We start from the raw sequence: 15,972 nt of genomic DNA on the forward strand, positions 1-15,972 counted from the left end.
GACCTCAGCAGCGGGGGAGGAGCCAGTCTCCCGTCTCCGGGCTGACCAGGCCGAACCGGACCGCAGTCGTCGCCGCCTCCAGGCGGGAGTGCGCGCCCATCTTGGTCAGCACCTGCTGGATGTGGCAGCGGGCGGTTGCCGGCGCCACCCCGAGGGTACGGGCCAGCTTGCGGGTGTCGTGCCCGCCGACCAGGGCCCGCAGCGTCTGGCGCTCGCGCGGGGTCAGGAACTCCGCCATCCGCCGGGCCTGCTGCGCCCGGTCGTGGTCGGCCGCCCGGGGCACCGGCACCGGCGTCGGCTCCGCCGGGAACACCGTGCCGCCGGTGTGCACCCGGTGCAGCAGGGCGGTGATCTCACGGGCCGGCTGCCGCTTGTCGGCGACGCCGCGTACCTGCTCTTCCCGGGCGGTGGCCAGCAGTTCGGCGTCGACCCGGCCGGTGAGCAGCACGACCCGGGCGCCGGGCGCGACCCGGCGGAACTCGGCCAGGCGGGGCAGCACCGACTCGCGGCCGAACATCACGTCGAGCAGGCAGATGTCGACCGCCTCCCGGCGCAGCACGGCGAGCGCCCGGTCCGGGTGCCCGGTGACCGCGGTGATCCGCATCCGGGCGGCGGTCAGCAGTTCGGCGAGCGACTCCGCGAAGACGGTGTGGTCGTCGCAGACCAGGACCCGGATCACCGGACCACCTCCTCCAGGTCGGTCTCCCGCGCGGGGGACACGGTCGGGGTGAACAGCACGACCCGGCCGCCGCCGAGCGGACCCGGCCCGATCCGTACGTCGCCGCCCCAGCCGGCGGTCAGCTCCCGCACGATCGACAGCCCCAGGCCGCCCGTCCGGGCCGCGGCGGCGGTGAGGCCCGGACCGTCGTCGTCGACGCGGGTCACCGCCCAGCCGTCCTCGACGTCCAGGCTCACCTCGACCACACCGCGCGGCCCGGCCGCCCGTACGGCGTTCTGCACCAGGTTGCGCAGCACCCGCCAGTACGCGAGCCGGTCGGCGTACGCCGTCAGTTCCCGCGCCCGTATCCGTACCCGGGTCGTGGTCGCCGGCGCGATCGCCTCGACCACCTCGGCGGCGACCAGGTCCAGCCGGAGCGGATCACCCGTCCGCCCGCCGGCCGGCGGGCAGTCGTCGTACGCGCGCTGCAGCCGGTCGAGCCGCTCGACCTCGCGCAGGATCAGCCCGGCCCGCGCCCGGCTGTGCGGACCGATGTCGGCGGCGTCGCCGAGCAGCGTGGCGAGCAGCGAGATCGTCCCGATCTGGTGGTGGATGTCGTGGCTGAGCTGCCGGCGGCCCGCGTCCGGCGCCGTGGCCGGGCGTCGCGGGGCGGCGGTACGTGGTGCCGGCACCCGGCCCGCGGCCTGTCCCGCCGTGTCCGGCGCCGGCCGGCCCGCCGTGCCGCCGGTCACCTCGCCGCCACCCGCCGGCGTCCTCTCCTGGTCCACGGTTCACCTCTCCGTGTGGGGTCGATACCAGACGTAACGCTACAAGCGGTAATGCTGTGACTACCCAAAGCGGCGGGCTTGTCCGCCATTCGTCGTAGTCCGGCTACGTCCGGTCGGCGCCGTCACGCTCGGGCGGCGTCCCGTCGGGGGGACCGGTGCCGCGGGTGATCCGCGACAGCAGCGTCCAGTGGTCACGCGCCGAGTCGAAGTCGGCCGTCGTCGCCGCCACGTCCGCCACCCCCGCCACCAACAGGTCGCGCCACAGCTCCGGCGGCAGGTGCAGGCGGTGCAGGGCGGCACCGAGGTAGTCACGGACCAGACCCGCGAACCAACCGTCACCCGTGAACGCGTACGCCAGCCCGGCGCCCCACCGGTCGGCGACCAGCCCCGGATGACCCCGCACCCGCCGGCCCGGCCGGGCGTGCCGGTCCAGACACAACGCGTAGCTGACCGCGAACCGCGCCACGTCCCGCAACGGCTCACCGGCCAGTTCCGCCGCCTTCCACTCCACGACACCGGTGACCCGCCCGTCGGTGAGCAGCAGGTTGCCGAACCAGAACTCGCCGTGCACCACCGTCCGGGGCGTACGGTGCCGGGCCAGCCGGTCCGCCGTCGGCCCCAGCCGGTCACGCAGCCGCCGACCCAGCGCCGGGAACCGGTCCTCGCACTCGTCGAGCGCGTCCCACAACAGGGTGACCGGGGCCGGCCGCCCCGCCGTGGCCGCCTGGAGGTCGGCCAACCAGTTCCCGGCGGCGGCGAAGTCGGCGCGTACCGCCGCCGGCCGGGCCGTGTGCCGCCAGCCGTGGAACGCGGCCGCCATCGGCGTACCCGGCACCGCCGTCGTCAGCAACGCCGGCCGTCCGTCCACCGGAAGGAAACCCACCGCCTCCGGAACACTGCCGTCGGCGCCGCCCAGCGGGCGCTCACGCAGCGCGGCGAGCAGCCGGCCCTCCCGTTGGATCCCGTCCTGGGCCGCCGCCGTGATCGGCGCCCGCAGCACCAGGTCCGGACCGATCCGGTCGTGGATCACGAACACCGCGTCGGAGCCCGCCGACCGGCCACCGGTCAGCACCACCGACACCCCGGGCCGGTCCAGCAGCCGCGACAACTCCATCCCGGCCAGTAACCGCGGCTCCGGATGCCGCGCCAGCGCGGTCACGGCGCCCCCTCGCTCCGCTCGGCGGCACCGTTTTGCGAACGTTGCCTGCCGGTTCCCTCGCTCCGCTCGGTCACGGCCCCCTCGCTCCGCTCGGTCTCCCCGGTCTCCCCGGTCTCCCCGTTGATCAAGGAGTTGTTGTGATGATCATGGGTGGGATTGTCTGATACATCCCCTTGATCGACGCCGGCCTCGGGGGCCTCGCGTTGGGCGGGGGCGACCCGGGGCGACGAGGACGCCCGGGTCGCGCCGACGAGGAGGCGTTCGCCGGTCGGGGCGAACCGCAGCAGTCGCGGGGCGGCCCGGACCAGCCGGACCGCCGCCCACATCGGCGCGTGCCACAGCGTGACCCCGCTCGGTACGGTCAGCATCCGCGCCGTCCAGCGCAACGCCGGCAGCGTCACCTGGGTCACCGCCAGTGGCGCGGCCAGCGACGGCAGCGCCACGTACTCGACCTGGGGCCGAACCCCGGCCCGCCGGGCCAGCGGGCGCAACCGCCGGCCCAGCAACGCCACCGGCGTGCCGGGCGGCAGCTCCCGCAGCTCGCGCAGCGCCCGGTCGCGCCGTTCGGCGTCGACCACCACGGTCCCCGGTGGCAGCAGCAGTCGCCATCGCTGGTCGCAGTACCTCACCCGGACATCTCCCATCGCCATCGGTCGCAGCCCACCGCCAATCAGTCGAAGCCCGGGCCGCCGGTCGGAGCCCAGGGCCGTTCAGTCGCGTCCCGTCCCACGTCCGGCCGGGCCGCCGGTCAGCGCCACGGCCGGCCACCCCGGTACGTGTGGTCCAGCACCCGGCCCAGCGCCCGTGGCGTGAACCGGTCGCCGATCCGTTCCCGGGCCCGGATCGCCATCCGCGCCGCCTCGGCCGGCTGGTCGAGCAGGTGCCGGACCGCCCGGGCCAGTTCCCGCGGCCGGCCCGGCGGCACCAGCAGGCCGGTCTCGCCGGGCACCACCACGTCGGGTACGGCGGCCACGGCGGTCGCCGCGACCGGAAGGCCCGCGCCGATCGCCTCGATGACCGTGCACGGCAGCCCCTCGTACCGGCTGGCCAGGGCGAACACGTCGAACGCGGGCAGCAGGTCGGCGACGTCGTCGCGGTGGCCGAGCAGCCGGAAGCGCCCGGCGAGCCCGCGCCGGCGGGCCCGGTCGAGCAGCCGCCGGCGGCCCGGGCCGTCGCCCACCCACACGCCCCACACGTCGTCGGTGCCGAGCGCGGCCAGTGCGTCGATCCAGTCCTCGGGTGCCTTCTGGTGGCCGACCCGGCCGACGGTGCCGACGACCCGTACCCCGGGCGGCACGCCGAGCGCGAGCCGGGCCAGCCCCCGGGCGGTGGTGCCGGGCGCCCGCCACATCGGTTCGACGGCGGGCAGGATGGTGCGGATCCGCTCCGGGGCGGCGACCCGGCGGCGCACCGCCTCGGCGGCGACGGCCGGGCCGACCGCCAGGAACGCGTGGGTACGCCGGGCCAGCCAGCGTTCGGTGGCCAGGTGTGCCCGCCGGCGCCAACCGGCCTGGAACGGGTGGAACGGCAGGCCGTGGAAGGTGTGGACGATGCGGGGCGTGCCGGCGTGCGCGGCGGCGGCCCGGCCGAGCGTGCCCGCCTTCGCGGTGTGCGTGTGCACCACGTCGTAGCCGCCGTCGGCGATGATCCGGGTCAGCGCGGCCAGGGCCGCCCGGTCGGCGCGCGGCGCGACGCCGGGCACCAGCGTGGGCACCCGGGCCACGTCGAGACCGGCGGTGTACGCCTGCCCGAGCAGGTCGCCGGCCGGCGGGTCCTTGACCGCCTCCGGTCCGAAGAGGACGTCGTCGGCGGTCGGGTCGTCGGCGGGCGTGCGACCGCCGGTGACGACGGTGATCTCGTAACGGGCGGGGTCGAGCGCGAGCGCGCCGCGCAGGGCGACCCCGCCGGCCCCGTCGGCCAGCCGGGTGATCATCAGGGCGACCCGCAGCCGGCACCCCGTCACCGGCCCGCCCCGGCGGGTACGCCGGCCCCGGCGGGCCCGGTGGGTGTCGCACTGGGTGTCCCGGTGGCCCGGAGCGCGGCGCCCGCGGGTACCGGTACGCCGGCCCGGCCGGTGTCCCGTGCCGGGCCGGACCGGGCGGCGGTACCGGCGGCACACAGCTCCGACATCGACATCCGGCCGCCGCGGCGCAGGCCGATCCGCAGGCAGGGCAGCCGTTGGGCGTGCGCCTGGGCGATGTCGGCGACCGCGGGCTGGGCCGGGCCGCGCCCGGTCGCCGACGCGAGCGTGGCGGCGAATCCCCAGTAGCCGGCGAGCCGCGGGGTGGCGTACGTGGTCGTGACCAGCGCACGGGCCGCCTCGTCGGACTTGACCTCCTCGATCGTGGTCCACAGGGCCTCTTCGACGACCACGACCCGGTCCGGGGCGAGTTCGGCGATCCGCAGCACGGTGGCCGACGGTCGTGCCTGGCTCCACCGGCCGGTCGGACCCTCGTTCGCGGCGGTGCCGGGCCCGGCCGCCGGATGGGCCTCGGCCAGGCCGAAGCAGCGTTCGTCGTCGGCGACGCACAGTTCGGTGGAGGTGACCGGGCCGGTGGCCGCTGCGGTCGCGACGATCCGGGACCGGCCCAGTTCACCGGCGCCGACCAGCATCGGGCTGCCGGCCGGGCCGCGGACGACGGTGGCGAGCAGCGGCACCCGGCCGCGCCAGCCGGCCCGCCACAGCACCGGGTAGTGGATCAGGACGGCGGCGGCGAGCCGCCGCGTGCGGTCGCCGTACAGCCGGTTGGCCAGCCGGGCGGCCGGCCGGGGCCGGTAGCGGGCGACGACCTCGAGTTCGTCGCCGGCCACCACGCTCAGGTCGAAGCCGGAGCCGGCGACGTCGCGCAGGACGGTGCGCTCGCCGTCGGACCACGCGTCGTCGCCGACCCGGCGCAGGCCCTCGACCCCGAACGCGGCCCGGCGCGACTGCACCCGCAGCCGTACCGTCGGCGGGGTCGGCCCGGGCGGAGCCACCAGACCGACGGTACGGCCGAGGAGCCGGCGTACCCACGCCGGTCCGTGCTCGACCTCGACGATCTCGCCACCCGATCTGAACAGCATCGATGGATTCCCTTCCGGTAGGGATGACGGCCGGCCGGTGCGGACCGGTCGGCGGGCCGGTGCTGGTGGGCTCAGTGGTCGGTGGCCCGCATGCCGCTGCGCAGCGCGAGCGCCACCGACTCCAGCGTCGAGTGGACGCCGAGCTTGGAGAGCATGTTCTGGGTGTGGGTGCGGACGGTGTTGGTGGACAGGTGCAGCCGGGCGGCGATCTGCACGCGGCTGAACCCGTCGACCATGGCCTGCAGCACCTCCCGCTCGCGCGGGGTGAGCACGGCCAGCGGGTCGGCCTGCTGCGGTTCGAGGCCGACCAGGGTGTTGAGGACCTGGCCGAGCACGTCCGGCGGCACCCACGCCTCGCCCCGGGTCACGCCCCGGATGGCCCGGACGAGCTGCTCGGGCTTGACGGTCTTGGGCAGCCAGGCGCGTACGCCCCCTGGAGCGCCGAGACCACCGAGTTCGGCGCGTCGACGCCGGTGAGCATCACGACCCGGGTGGTCGGGGAGGCTTCCCGGGCGAAGCCGGCCAGCGCGACCGCGCTGTCGTTGCTGAAGGCCATGTCGAGCACGAGTACGGCCGGATGGTCCCGGGAGATCCGGGCCCTCACCTGTTCCGCGTTGTACGCGACCCGGACCGGACGCAGGTCCGGTTCGCGGGACAGCCGGGTCTGCAACGCCTCGGCGAACAGTGCGTGATCGTCGGCGAGGAGGACGGAGATGTCGCCGGCATCCGGGGCGGCCCGCCGCATCCGCGGCAGGTCGGTGGAGACGTGCACAGGAATGACGCCCATGTCAATGGCGTACTCCTTTCGTGCGCGTTCCGCTGGCGAATACGCCGAAGCGACATCGATGTACGAGAACCGGCCTACGCAAAACGCATGAACCGTGCCATCCAGCTCGGTCCACGTCGTTACATTGACCGCGTGGATCGCGCAGTCATCCCTGGCATCCGCGGCCAACACCACGACCGTCGTTGTGCGGCGGTGTTCCGCAGTCCGATGCGGAGGGCGTGACCGGCGGCGCGTCGCCGGTCACGCCGGGCGGCGGCCCGGGACCGTCCACTTCCGAACCACGGTGCCCCCACCGGCCGTCGCCGGCCGGTTAGCCTGTCGGGCGTGGCGGCGCGGACCGCCGTCGACCGCCGGCCGGTCGCCCGGGTCGCCACGGACGGAGGCGTGGCGATGTCCGACCTGTCACCGGCGGAAGCGGCGGTCGATCCCGCCGCCGCGCCCCAGGTGCCCAGCACCGCCCGGATGATCGACCACTGGCTCGGCGGCACCGACCACTTCCCGGTCGACGTGGCCGCCGCCCGCGCGTTCGAGGGGGCGTACGGCCCCTGCGCCGACATCTTCCGGTCGCTGCGCGGGTTCCTCGGCCGTACGGTCCGGCACCTGGGCGCCGCCGGGATCGACAGCTTCCTCGTCTTCGGGGCCGGAGTGCCGACCCGGGGCAACGTGCACGAGGTCGCCCCGGCCGCGTCGGTCCTCTACACCGACATCGACCCGGTCACGATCGCCCTCGGGCAGCGGATCCTGGCCGGAGCCGACCGGGCCGCCTACGCGTACGGCGACGCGACCGACCTGTCGACGATCGACCCGGCGCTGCTGGCCCGGTACGTGCCGGCGTGGGGGCGGGCGCCGGTCGGGGTGGTCTTCCTCGGGCTCGCCGCGTTCCTCGACGACGCCGCCCTGGCCCGGACCCTCGACGAGCTGTACGCCGCGGTCCCGGCCGGCAGCCGGCTCGCGTTCGACTTCGACGGCCTGGAGCTGGCCGGCCACCCGGAGGCGCTGGCGCTCATGGGGGAGGGGTTCCACATGCGTGACCCGGCCGCGTTCCCCGCACTGCTCGGCCGGTGGCGGCCGACCGCCGACGGGATCAGCCCGGTCGCCCGCTGGCGCCCGGACGGCCCGCCGGAGGACGTGCCCGACGCCTTCCACGGCGGCGTCGCGGTGAAGTAAGGGTTTGCTGCGGGCGGGGGTTGCCCGCTCCTGGAGGGCATTGCGGGCGGTCGGCCCGATGCGGTGCGGCCCGGCGGGCGTTTCGGCCCGCCGGGCGGTCAGCAGTCGCGCAGCTCGGGCGACTGGTTGAGCAGCTGGTTGCGCGGTGAGACGAAGCGCTGGTAGGTGGGGCCGTACGCGGCCGACAGCCGGAACGCGGCGAGCCGGTGGCAGTTCTGGAAGGCGAGCTTGACCTGGAAGTGCTGTTCGAGGCCGGTGCGGATGGCGTCGCTGGCCAGGGCCCGCAACAGTTGGCCGCGCTCGGCCTCGCCCGGTGGCGGTACGACGTTGTCGGCGTAGTCCGCGTCGTCGGCGCGAAGTTCGGCGACGACCCGGCTGACGGTTTCCCAGGCGTACGGCAGGGAGGTACGGACGCAGTCGATGAACGCCTCGTCGTCGATCTCGCCGTTCTCGGCGGCGTCCAGCAGCGTGGTGGGAACGGTGAGGGACATGATCCTCCTCGGTTGAACGGCGCGCCCGCTGTCGTTGGGTAGCCGATCGAGAACATCACGTGACTGTCACTCACGTCAATTCCTTCGCTCGATCGGGAATCTCCTATTGTCCTAGGATGCCTTGCGCGAAGTGACGCGGCACACCCTGGCGCGACCGCGTCGCGGCGTCCCCGACGACCGGAAGGGGGTCGGTTATAGTGGCTGCGCAACTGATCAGGATGGACGGCAGCGCTGACGGCACGACCGCCACCGCCGTCCGAGGCAGCCGTCGTCCGGGCCGTCACACCACGTCCAGGGTCTTCCGGGGGCGGGGCCCGATGCCGGCGGGTTCGGTGCGTACTCCCGGCCGCCGCGTGCGGGCGGGACGGGGGAGGAGCCACGGTGCCGCGTCCGCCGGCCGTCACCACCCACCGCGTGCTGACCGTTCCCAACCTGATCAGCTTCGTCCGCCTGCTCGGCGTACCGCTGTTCCTCTACCTGTTCCTGGTCCCACGCGCCGACGTGGCCGCGCTCGTGGTGCTCGCGATCGGCGGCACCACCGACTGGGTCGACGGCTTCGTCGCCCGCCGGCTGCGGCAGGTCAGCCGGCTCGGCGAGGTGCTCGACCCGTTCGCCGACCGGCTCTACATCCTGGCCGTGCTCGTCGCGTTCACCGTGCGCGAGGTGGTGCCCTGGCAGTTCGCCGCCGCGCTGCTGGCCCGCGAGGTCCTGCTCGGCGGCTGCCTGCTCGTGCTGCGCCGCCACGGCTACGGCCCGCCGCCGGTGCACTACGTCGGCAAGACCGCCACCTTCCTGCTCCTCGCCGCGTTCCCGGTGCTGCTGCTCGCGGCGGCCGTGCCGGCCGCCGCCGCGGCCGCCCACGCGATCGGCTGGGGGCTGGCCTGGTGGGGCCTGGTCCTCTACTGGGTCGCCGGCGCGCTCTACGTCGTACAGGCCGTCGGTCTGGTCCGCGCCGCCCGGGCGGAGGGGCCGCGATGACCACGCGAGCGCCGGAACCGGACGCCGGCCCCGACAAGGCCGAACAGCCCCGCACCTACGCCCCCGACTTCCTCACCCAACTGTTCCGCACCCCGCTCGATCCCGGATATGTCGACGCGGCCGCCCGCCGCGCCGAATCCGGCCCGGTGACCGGCTGGCGGCGGGTCTCCCGGCGGTCGGCGATGGTCGTCACGATGCTCGCCGTCGGAATCCTGCTCAGCGTCGCCTACCGGCACACGATGGCCGAGGAGCCGAGCCGCAGCCAGGCCCGCGCCGGTCTGGTCGGACAGATCCGGCAGAGCGAGGAGGACACCGCCCGGCTCCAGCAGCGCGCCGAGTCGCTGCGCGCCGAGGTCGCCCGGCAGCGCGCCGCCGCCCTCGACGACCGCGACGCGGCCCGCCTGCGCGAACTCGAGGCGGTCACCGGCCTGGCCCGGGTACGCGGCGACGGCGTCGTCGTACGGGTCGCCGACGGCCCGGCCGCGGTCGACGCGGTGACCGGTGCCGGCGGCGCCAACCTCGGCCGGGTCCTCGACCGGGACCTCCAGGACGTCGCCAACGCCCTGTGGGGGGCCGGCGCCGAGGCGATCTCGATCAACGGACAGCGGCTGACCGCGACGTCGACGATCCGCGCGGCCGGCAGCGCCATCCTGGTCGACTTCCGCCCGGTCACCGGCCCCTACGAGGTGTCCGCGATCGGCCCCCGCGACATGGAACGCGACTTCAACGCCAGCGGCGCGGCCCGCCTGCTGCGTGCCGTCGCCGCCGACCACGGCATGTCGTTCGAGGTACGGCGGGCCGACGACCTCGACCTGCCGGCGGCCGGTGAACCCCAACTGCGGCACGCCGTACCCTCTCCGTCGGTGAGTCCGACGTCGGCCTCACCCGGGCCGTCCGGGAGCGGGCAGTCCGCCGGCACCCCGTCGCCGTCCGGGGCGGGGCCGTCCACCAGCGCCTCCGGAGGCGGTTGATGATCGCTGTACTCGCCCTGATCGTCGGGGTGCTGCTCGGCCTGGTACTCGACCCGACGGTGCCCGCCGCGCTCCTGCCGTACCTGCCGATCGCGGTGGTCGCGGCGCTGGACGCGGTGTTCGGTGGCATCCGGGCCCGTCTCGACGGGATCTTCGACGACAAGCAGTTCGTGATCTCGTTCATCTCCAACGTGCTGGTCGCCGGCGTGATCGTCTACCTGGGTGACCAGCTCGGGGTCGGCGGCCAGTTGTCCACCGGTGTCGTGGTCGTCCTCGGTGTGCGGATCTTCGGCAACGTGGCGGCCATCCGGCGACACCTCTTCCGGGCGTAGGTTCGAAGCGATGACCGACCGTCCCTACACCGGTTCCGGCTGGCTGACTCCGCGCGGGTCCGGGCCGTCCGACGAGCCCACCGTGCCATTGCCCGCGGGTGCCGCCACCCCGCCGCCCGACGCGCGACCGCCGTCCGCCGAGCCAGGTAGGCGACCGGTGGCCGCTCAGCCGCCTTCGGCCGCCGAGTCGCCGGGCAAGCGGCCGCCATCCGCCGAGCAGCCAGGTACGCGGCCTTCGGCCGCCGAGCCGACTGGTACGCGGCCTTCGGCCGCCGAGCCGACTGGTACGCGACCTTCGGCCGCCGAGCCGGCCGGGCCCGGCGACGCGACCGCGGACGAGCCGACCGTCCCGCTGCGGGCCGCGCCCCCGGCGGGCGCCGCCGGCGCCGCGACCGGCCCCGGGACGCCCGACCAGCCGGCGACGGGCGGCACGGTCGAGACCGCCGGCGGTCCGCCGGTCGGCTCCGCGGCCGGGGCGCGGGAGTCCGCCGGCTCGGCCGTTGGCGCCGGTACGGATGCGGCCGGGCCGGCCGGATCCGGCGACGCGCCGGCCGGTGACCCGCCCGCGGGCGGCGGCCCGGGCGCCGACGCCTCCGACGGCGCCGGATCGGCCGGCGCCGGATCGGCCGGCGACGGGGCGCCGCGCCGGAAGATCAGTTCGGCCGGCGCGACGATCGCCGTGCTGCTGTTGCTGCTGGGCTTCACGATGGCCGTCCAGCTCAAGAACAACTCCACCGACTCCGGGCTCACCACGGCCCGGCAGGAGGACCTGGTCCGCATCCTGTCGGACCTGGAGAACAGCGAGGAGCGGCTGCGCCAGGAGATCGCAGCCCTGGAGGAGAGCCAGCGGCAGCTGAACTCCGGCGCCGCCGGCCGGGAGGCCGCGCTCGAGGAGGCCACCCGACGCGGCGACGACCTCGGCATCCTGGCCGGGACGCTGCCCGCGCGCGGGGCCGGCCTGTCGATCCGGTTCTCCGCCGGCAGCAAGCCGGTCAAGGCGTCGGCGATCCTCGACGCGGTGCAGGAGTTGCGGGGTGCCGGCGCCGAGGCGATGCAGATCACCGGCGGCGACGGGGCGTCGGTGCGGATCGTGGCATCGACGTTCTTCCTGGACGCCGACGGACGGATCGACGTCGACGGGCGGCGGCTGCCCGGTCCGCACACGATCCTCGTGATCGGCGACCCGCAGACGATGCTGACGGCACTCAACATTCCCGGCGGGGTGGTCGCGTCGGTCACCGGCGACGGCGGTAACGTGACCGTCCAGGAACGCGAGGTGGTCGACGTGGCCGCCCTGCGGGAGCAGACCGACCTGCAGTACGCGCGCCCCGGCACCTGAGTGGCCGGGGCGCACCCCGTGCCGGGCGCCCGGCACGGCAGACCTGGCCGTTCGACCACGAAGGACGATCCGTGATCCCTGACGAGCTGCGATACACCGCCGAGCACGAGTGGGTGGCCGGTGCGGACGGCACCGTACGGATCGGCATCACCCACTTCGCGCAGGAGGCGCTCGGCGACATCGTCTTCGTCCAGCTGCCCGACGAGGGCGCGACGGTGACGGCCGGGGAGTCGTTCGGCGAGGTCGAGTCGACCAAGAGTGTGTCGGAGATCTACGCACCGTTGTCCGGCCGCGTGGTGGCCCGCAACGAGCGGCTCGTCGAGACGCCCGAGACGATCAACACGGATCCGTACGGCGACGGGTGGCTGGTCGAGATCGCGCTCGACGACCCGGCGGCGGTCGAGGGGTTGCTGACGGCGGCGGCCTACCGGGAGCTGACCGAGAGCTGAGCCGTGTGGGTGAGCCGGACGCCCTCCGCGCGTCTGGTTGCCCTGTATTTCTGGGCTGGCTACGCTCGCTCAGTCGACCGAGAACCGATAGTTGCGCGTTGCGGAATGCATTCCCGGGCACGGGAGAGCCGTCCGCTGGGTCGGTGGCACCCCCAGCGGGTGCCACCGGCGCACCAGACGCCGACCGAGACAGATCCGTGAGGTGGTCCGCATGACGCGCCCAGACGACGAGTTTCCGCCGCTCGACGTCACGTCGACGCTCAACCTTGGTTCGCTCGACGAAGTGCTCGAGGGGCCGGACGCCGACGTGGTGCCGAGCCGGATGTCGGGGTCGTTGCCTCCGGGTATGGCGCTGCTCGTCGTCCGGCGGGGTCCCAACGCGGGTGCCCGGTTTCTGCTCGACCACGATGTGACGACCAGTGGCCGGCATCCCGACAGTGACATCTTCCTCGACGACGTCACCGTGTCGCGGCGCCACGCCGAGTTCCACCGTGACGGTGGCACGTTCACCGTCCGGGACGTGGGGAGCCTCAACGGGACGTACGTCAACCGGGAGCGGGTCGAGGCGGCGACGCTCAGCAACGGTGACGAGGTGCAGGTCGGCAAGTTCCGTCTGGTGTTCATCGCCGGTCCGCGTCCGGAGGAGGCCGGCCGGGGGTGACGCGGTGCGGCGAAGGTGCTTTCCGGTGGTCCGGCGGGGTGCCGGTCACCGGTCCGTGGAGTGAGGTGATGGCGTGAACGAGCGTGCGGTGGCGGCATCTCACCCTGCGCCGCGGGCGCAACCGCTGATGAGTATCGGCGAGGTCCTGGCGCAGTTGCGGGTGGAGTTTCCCGACACGACGATCTCGAAGCTGCGGTTCCTGGAGGCCGAGGGGCTGGTGGAACCGCAGCGGACCCCGGCCGGCTACCGCAAGTACAGCTGGGACGACGTCGCGCGTCTGCGGTTCGTCCTGACCGCCCAGCGTGACCAGTATCTCCCGCTGCGGGTGATCCGGGAGCAGTTGGCGCAGCGGGAGCTCGAGGACGCCGAGCCGGCGGGCCGGCCCCGTCCGGCGCTGGTGGCGGTCGGTCCCACCGGCGAGGTGCCGGGGCGGGCCGGCGAGCCGGCGGCGGAGCCGGTCGACGTCCGGCTGACCCGGACCGACCTGCTGTCGCGGGGCGGGATCGAGGAGTCGGTGCTGACCGAGCTGGAGCGGCTCGGCCTGGTGGTGCCGCGGTCGCCGGGGTTCTACGACGCCGACGCGCTGGTGATCGTGCAGGCGGTGGTGGGGCTGGCGGCCTTCGGGTTGGAGCCGCGGCATCTGCGGGCCTACCGGACGTCGGCGGACCGTGAGGTCGGCCTGTTCGCCCAGTTGCTCGCGCCGCTGGCGCGGCAGAACGACCCGGCGGCCCGGGCCCGGGCGGCCGAGACGGCGCGGGAGTTGGTGGGCCTGTCGCAGCAGATGCACGCGGCGTTGGTCAGGACGGGGCTGCGGTCCACGCTGGGGCGGTGAGTCGTGCCCTGGCGTGGGGCCGGGCGATGCGCAAAGGTGGGTCGTGACGGGCGTGCCGTAGGCTCTGCGGGGTAAGCGGTGCGGGCGGCGGGAAACGGGCGGATGCGCGGGAGACGGTCGTCGCAAGGTCCGTGTACCGTGCAGGAGAAGTGCCCGGTGCCGGGGAAGAAGACAACGACACGGAGGCGGCGGTGCGCGAGCTGAGCGTGGTCGGGGTTCGGGTGGAACTACCCAGCAACCAGCCGATCGTCCTGCTCAGGGAGGTTGACGGCGACCGCTACCTGCCGATCTGGATCGGTGCGGTGGAGGCCACCGCCATCGCCTACGAGCAGCAGGGGGTCAAGCCGGCCCGGCCGTTGACCCACGATCTGCTGCGGGACATCCTGGCGGCGCTGGAGGCGCCGCTGCGGGCGGTGGAGATCACCGAGTTGAAGGACAACGTCTTCTACGCCGACCTGTTGATCGGTGACGGTCTGCGGGTGTCGGCCCGGCCGAGTGACTCGATCGCGCTGGCGCTGCGGGTGGGTGCGCCGATCCGCTGCACCGACCAGGTGCTGACCGAGGCCGGCATCGTCATTCCGGACGAGCAGGAGGACGAGGTCGAGCGGTTCCGGGAGTTCCTGGAGCAGGTCCGGCCGGAGGATTTCGCGGGCTGAGACTGACCGTTCGGTGGATCCGGGCGACGCCAACCGGACCATACGCGGGGCGTGGTCGCCCATACGCGGCGTGTCGTGGCAAAGCTTGCCCGGCGACCCTCCGTCTGCGCTATAGGGTTGGCCTGTCGAGGGGTGCACGTCCCGGAAACGACGTGCCACCGCACTGGCGGGGAGGGTGTCCGCATGCACGAGTCCCGAGAACCTGAGCCCGGTCCGTCTGATCATCCCGGCACTGAAGGCGTGCCCGGCGGCGAGATCGCGTTCGACGACGAGTCGGTCGGCTACCGCGGTGTGACGGCGTGTCACGCGGTCGGGATCAGCTACCGGCAGCTGGACTACTGGGCGCGTACCCAACTGGTCGTGCCGAGTGTCCGTGACGCGTCCGGCTCCGGTACCCAGCGGCTCTACTCGTTTCGTGACCTGGTCGTCCTGAAGGTCGTCAAGCGGCTGCTCGACGCCGGTGTGTCGTTGCAGAACATCCGCAAGGCGATCGAGGCGCTCCGCTCGCGCGGGGTCGCGGACCTGGCCGGCATCACGCTGATCTCCGACGGCACCACGGTCTACGAGTGCCGGTCGCCGGAGGAGGTCGTCGACCTGTTGCAGGGCGGGCAGGGCGTCTTCGGCATCGCGATCGGCGGGGCGTTCAAGGAGATCCAGGGATCGCTGTCGCACCTGCCGGCCGAGCCGGCGGCCGGTGCCCGTACGGGCGACGAGTTGGCGGCCGACCCGGCCGACGAGGCCGCGCACGACGAGTTGGCGGCCAGGCGGGCCCGGCGGCGGGCCGGCTGAGCGGTACCGGTGGCCGCATGCTGAGCGCCGGCTGAGGGACGGACCCCTCCCGCACCCGCCGGTGGCCGACGGCCGTCACAATAGGTTCATGATCGACGGTTCGTTCCGGTCCGGCCCCGTTCGCTCACCGTCGCGGCGCCGCCGATGGACGGTCCGGTTGGTGGTCGCCGGGGTGTTGGCCGTCGGGCTGCTCGTCCCGGCCGCGCTGGTCGGCAGCGGGACCTGGATCAGCCGTGCCGCCCGGGGCCACGTCTACGACCTGGCGTCGGTGCCGCCGGCACCGGTCGCCCTGGTGCTGGGGGCGCAGGTGCGGCCCGACGGCCAGCCGTCGGAGTTCCTCGCCGCCCGGCTCGACCTGGCCCGGCGTCTGTTCGAGCAGGGCACCGTGCGGGCGCTGCTGGTCTCCGGCGACCACGGTCAGCCCGAGTACGACGAGCCGGGTGCGATGCGCCGCTGGCTGCTCGACCACGGCGTTCCCGACGACAAGGTGGTGCTCGACCACGCCGGCTTCGACACGTACGACTCGTGCCTGCGCGCCAACCGGATCTTCGGTGTCGAGCAGGTGATCGTGGTGACGCAGAGTTTCCACATCGAGCGGGCGGTCGCGGTGTGCCGGGAGGTCGGACTGGACGCGGTCGGGGTCGGTGACGACTCGGTCAGCCGGTTCGAGCGGGCCTGGCGGTGGGGTTCGTTCCGGGAGCGGTTCGCCGGGGTGAAGGCGGTGTGGGACGTCAACACCCGCCGGGACCCGGTCTTCCTCGGCCCCCGCGAGACGGGCGTCGACGACGCTCTGCGCTGAACCGGGCACCCGCCGCCCGGGTCGGGCGGCGCGATCGACGGCGGGTCGGGCGG

General features: G+C 74.4%; 20 protein-coding genes. 11 read left to right on the forward strand and 9 right to left on the reverse strand.

Annotated features, from left to right (window positions below):
• Positions 1-4: 4 nt before the first annotated feature.
• From Prubr_RS29140 to Prubr_RS29175, 8 genes are all read right to left on the reverse strand, one after another.
• The gene (locus Prubr_RS29140) at positions 5-679 is read right to left on the reverse strand and encodes a LuxR C-terminal-related transcriptional regulator (RefSeq protein WP_212818084.1); all 675 of its coding nucleotides are present in this window, start codon (positions 677-679) and stop codon (positions 5-7) included.
• Complete coding sequence (locus Prubr_RS29145; protein WP_212818085.1) at positions 676-1,446, reverse strand: sensor histidine kinase; 771 nt, start codon at positions 1,444-1,446, stop codon at positions 676-678. Before Prubr_RS29145 ends, Prubr_RS29140 begins: the two co-directional genes overlap by 4 nt.
• Before the next feature lie 103 nt (positions 1,447-1,549).
• Positions 1,550-2,605, reverse strand: coding sequence for a phosphotransferase family protein (locus tag Prubr_RS29150; RefSeq protein ID WP_212818086.1), 1,056 nt, complete (start codon positions 2,603-2,605; stop codon positions 1,550-1,552).
• Complete coding sequence (locus tag Prubr_RS29155) at positions 2,602-3,234, reverse strand: hypothetical protein (protein WP_212818087.1); 633 nt, start codon at positions 3,232-3,234, stop codon at positions 2,602-2,604. The genes Prubr_RS29150 and Prubr_RS29155 overlap by 4 nt, the downstream gene beginning before the upstream one ends.
• A 119-nt stretch (positions 3,235-3,353) precedes the next feature.
• Positions 3,354-4,568 (reverse strand): glycosyltransferase, encoded by a 1,215-nt coding sequence (locus Prubr_RS29160; protein ID WP_212818088.1) that lies wholly within the window; start codon positions 4,566-4,568, stop codon positions 3,354-3,356.
• The gene (locus Prubr_RS29165) at positions 4,565-5,668 is read right to left on the reverse strand and encodes a hypothetical protein (protein WP_212818089.1); all 1,104 of its coding nucleotides are present in this window, start codon (positions 5,666-5,668) and stop codon (positions 4,565-4,567) included. The genes Prubr_RS29160 and Prubr_RS29165 overlap by 4 nt, the downstream gene beginning before the upstream one ends.
• 71 nt (positions 5,669-5,739) lie before the next feature.
• Positions 5,740-6,036: a response regulator transcription factor gene (locus Prubr_RS29170; protein WP_212818090.1), complete on the reverse strand. Its 297-nt coding sequence runs from the start codon at positions 6,034-6,036 to the stop codon at positions 5,740-5,742.
• Complete coding sequence (locus Prubr_RS29175) at positions 6,033-6,455, reverse strand: response regulator (protein WP_212818091.1); 423 nt, start codon at positions 6,453-6,455, stop codon at positions 6,033-6,035. The genes Prubr_RS29170 and Prubr_RS29175 overlap by 4 nt, the downstream gene beginning before the upstream one ends.
• Positions 6,456-6,845: 390 nt before the next feature.
• On the opposite strand from Prubr_RS29175, the gene Prubr_RS29180 reads away from it, so the two are divergent.
• Positions 6,846-7,622 carry an SAM-dependent methyltransferase gene (locus Prubr_RS29180; RefSeq protein ID WP_212828672.1) on the forward strand — a complete coding sequence of 259 codons (777 nt, stop codon included), beginning with the start codon at positions 6,846-6,848 and terminating at the stop codon, positions 7,620-7,622.
• A 98-nt stretch (positions 7,623-7,720) separates the two neighbouring features.
• Here Prubr_RS29180 and Prubr_RS29185 read toward each other — a convergent pair whose 3' ends face one another.
• A complete protein-coding gene (locus tag Prubr_RS29185; protein WP_212818092.1) occupies positions 7,721-8,113 on the reverse strand; it encodes an SCO5389 family protein in 393 nt (130 codons plus the stop codon).
• A 381-nt stretch (positions 8,114-8,494) separates the two neighbouring features.
• Here Prubr_RS29185 and clsA point away from each other — a divergent pair, with 381 nt between their 5' ends.
• The 10 genes from clsA (at position 8,495) to Prubr_RS29235 (ending at position 15,919) form a co-directional block, all read left to right on the forward strand.
• Positions 8,495-9,091 carry a cardiolipin synthase ClsA gene (gene clsA / locus Prubr_RS29190; RefSeq protein WP_212818093.1) on the forward strand — a complete coding sequence of 199 codons (597 nt, stop codon included), beginning with the start codon at positions 8,495-8,497 and terminating at the stop codon, positions 9,089-9,091.
• A complete protein-coding gene (locus tag Prubr_RS29195) occupies positions 9,088-10,062 on the forward strand; it encodes a DUF881 domain-containing protein (protein WP_212818094.1) in 975 nt (324 codons plus the stop codon). The genes clsA and Prubr_RS29195 overlap by 4 nt, the downstream gene beginning before the upstream one ends.
• Positions 10,062-10,394, forward strand: coding sequence for a small basic family protein (locus Prubr_RS29200; protein WP_212818095.1), 333 nt, complete (start codon positions 10,062-10,064; stop codon positions 10,392-10,394). Before Prubr_RS29195 ends, Prubr_RS29200 begins: the two co-directional genes overlap by 1 nt.
• Positions 10,395-10,404: 10 nt before the next feature.
• Complete coding sequence (locus Prubr_RS38350) at positions 10,405-11,733, forward strand: DUF881 domain-containing protein (RefSeq protein ID WP_212818096.1); 1,329 nt, start codon at positions 10,405-10,407, stop codon at positions 11,731-11,733.
• A gap of 71 nt (positions 11,734-11,804) precedes the next feature.
• Positions 11,805-12,182, forward strand: coding sequence for a glycine cleavage system protein GcvH (gene gcvH / locus Prubr_RS29210; RefSeq protein WP_212818097.1), 378 nt, complete (start codon positions 11,805-11,807; stop codon positions 12,180-12,182).
• 211 nt (positions 12,183-12,393) lie between these two features.
• A complete protein-coding gene (odhI, locus tag Prubr_RS29215) occupies positions 12,394-12,843 on the forward strand; it encodes an oxoglutarate dehydrogenase inhibitor Odhl (protein ID WP_212818098.1) in 450 nt (149 codons plus the stop codon).
• A 127-nt stretch (positions 12,844-12,970) separates the two neighbouring features.
• Positions 12,971-13,675 carry a transcriptional regulator FtsR gene (gene ftsR / locus Prubr_RS29220; RefSeq protein ID WP_212818099.1) on the forward strand — a complete coding sequence of 235 codons (705 nt, stop codon included), beginning with the start codon at positions 12,971-12,973 and terminating at the stop codon, positions 13,673-13,675.
• 191 nt (positions 13,676-13,866) lie between these two features.
• Complete coding sequence (locus Prubr_RS29225) at positions 13,867-14,331, forward strand: bifunctional nuclease family protein (protein ID WP_212818100.1); 465 nt, start codon at positions 13,867-13,869, stop codon at positions 14,329-14,331.
• A 183-nt stretch (positions 14,332-14,514) separates the two neighbouring features.
• The gene (locus Prubr_RS29230) at positions 14,515-15,120 is read left to right on the forward strand and encodes a MerR family transcriptional regulator (protein ID WP_212818101.1); all 606 of its coding nucleotides are present in this window, start codon (positions 14,515-14,517) and stop codon (positions 15,118-15,120) included.
• 88 nt (positions 15,121-15,208) lie between these two features.
• Entirely contained in the window at positions 15,209-15,919 is a 711-nt protein-coding gene (locus tag Prubr_RS29235) for a SanA/YdcF family protein (protein WP_212818102.1), read from the forward strand.
• Positions 15,920-15,972 lie beyond the last annotated feature (53 nt).

This window comes from Polymorphospora rubra (genome assembly GCF_018324255.1).
Lineage (GTDB): Bacteria > Actinomycetota > Actinomycetes > Mycobacteriales > Micromonosporaceae > Polymorphospora > Polymorphospora rubra.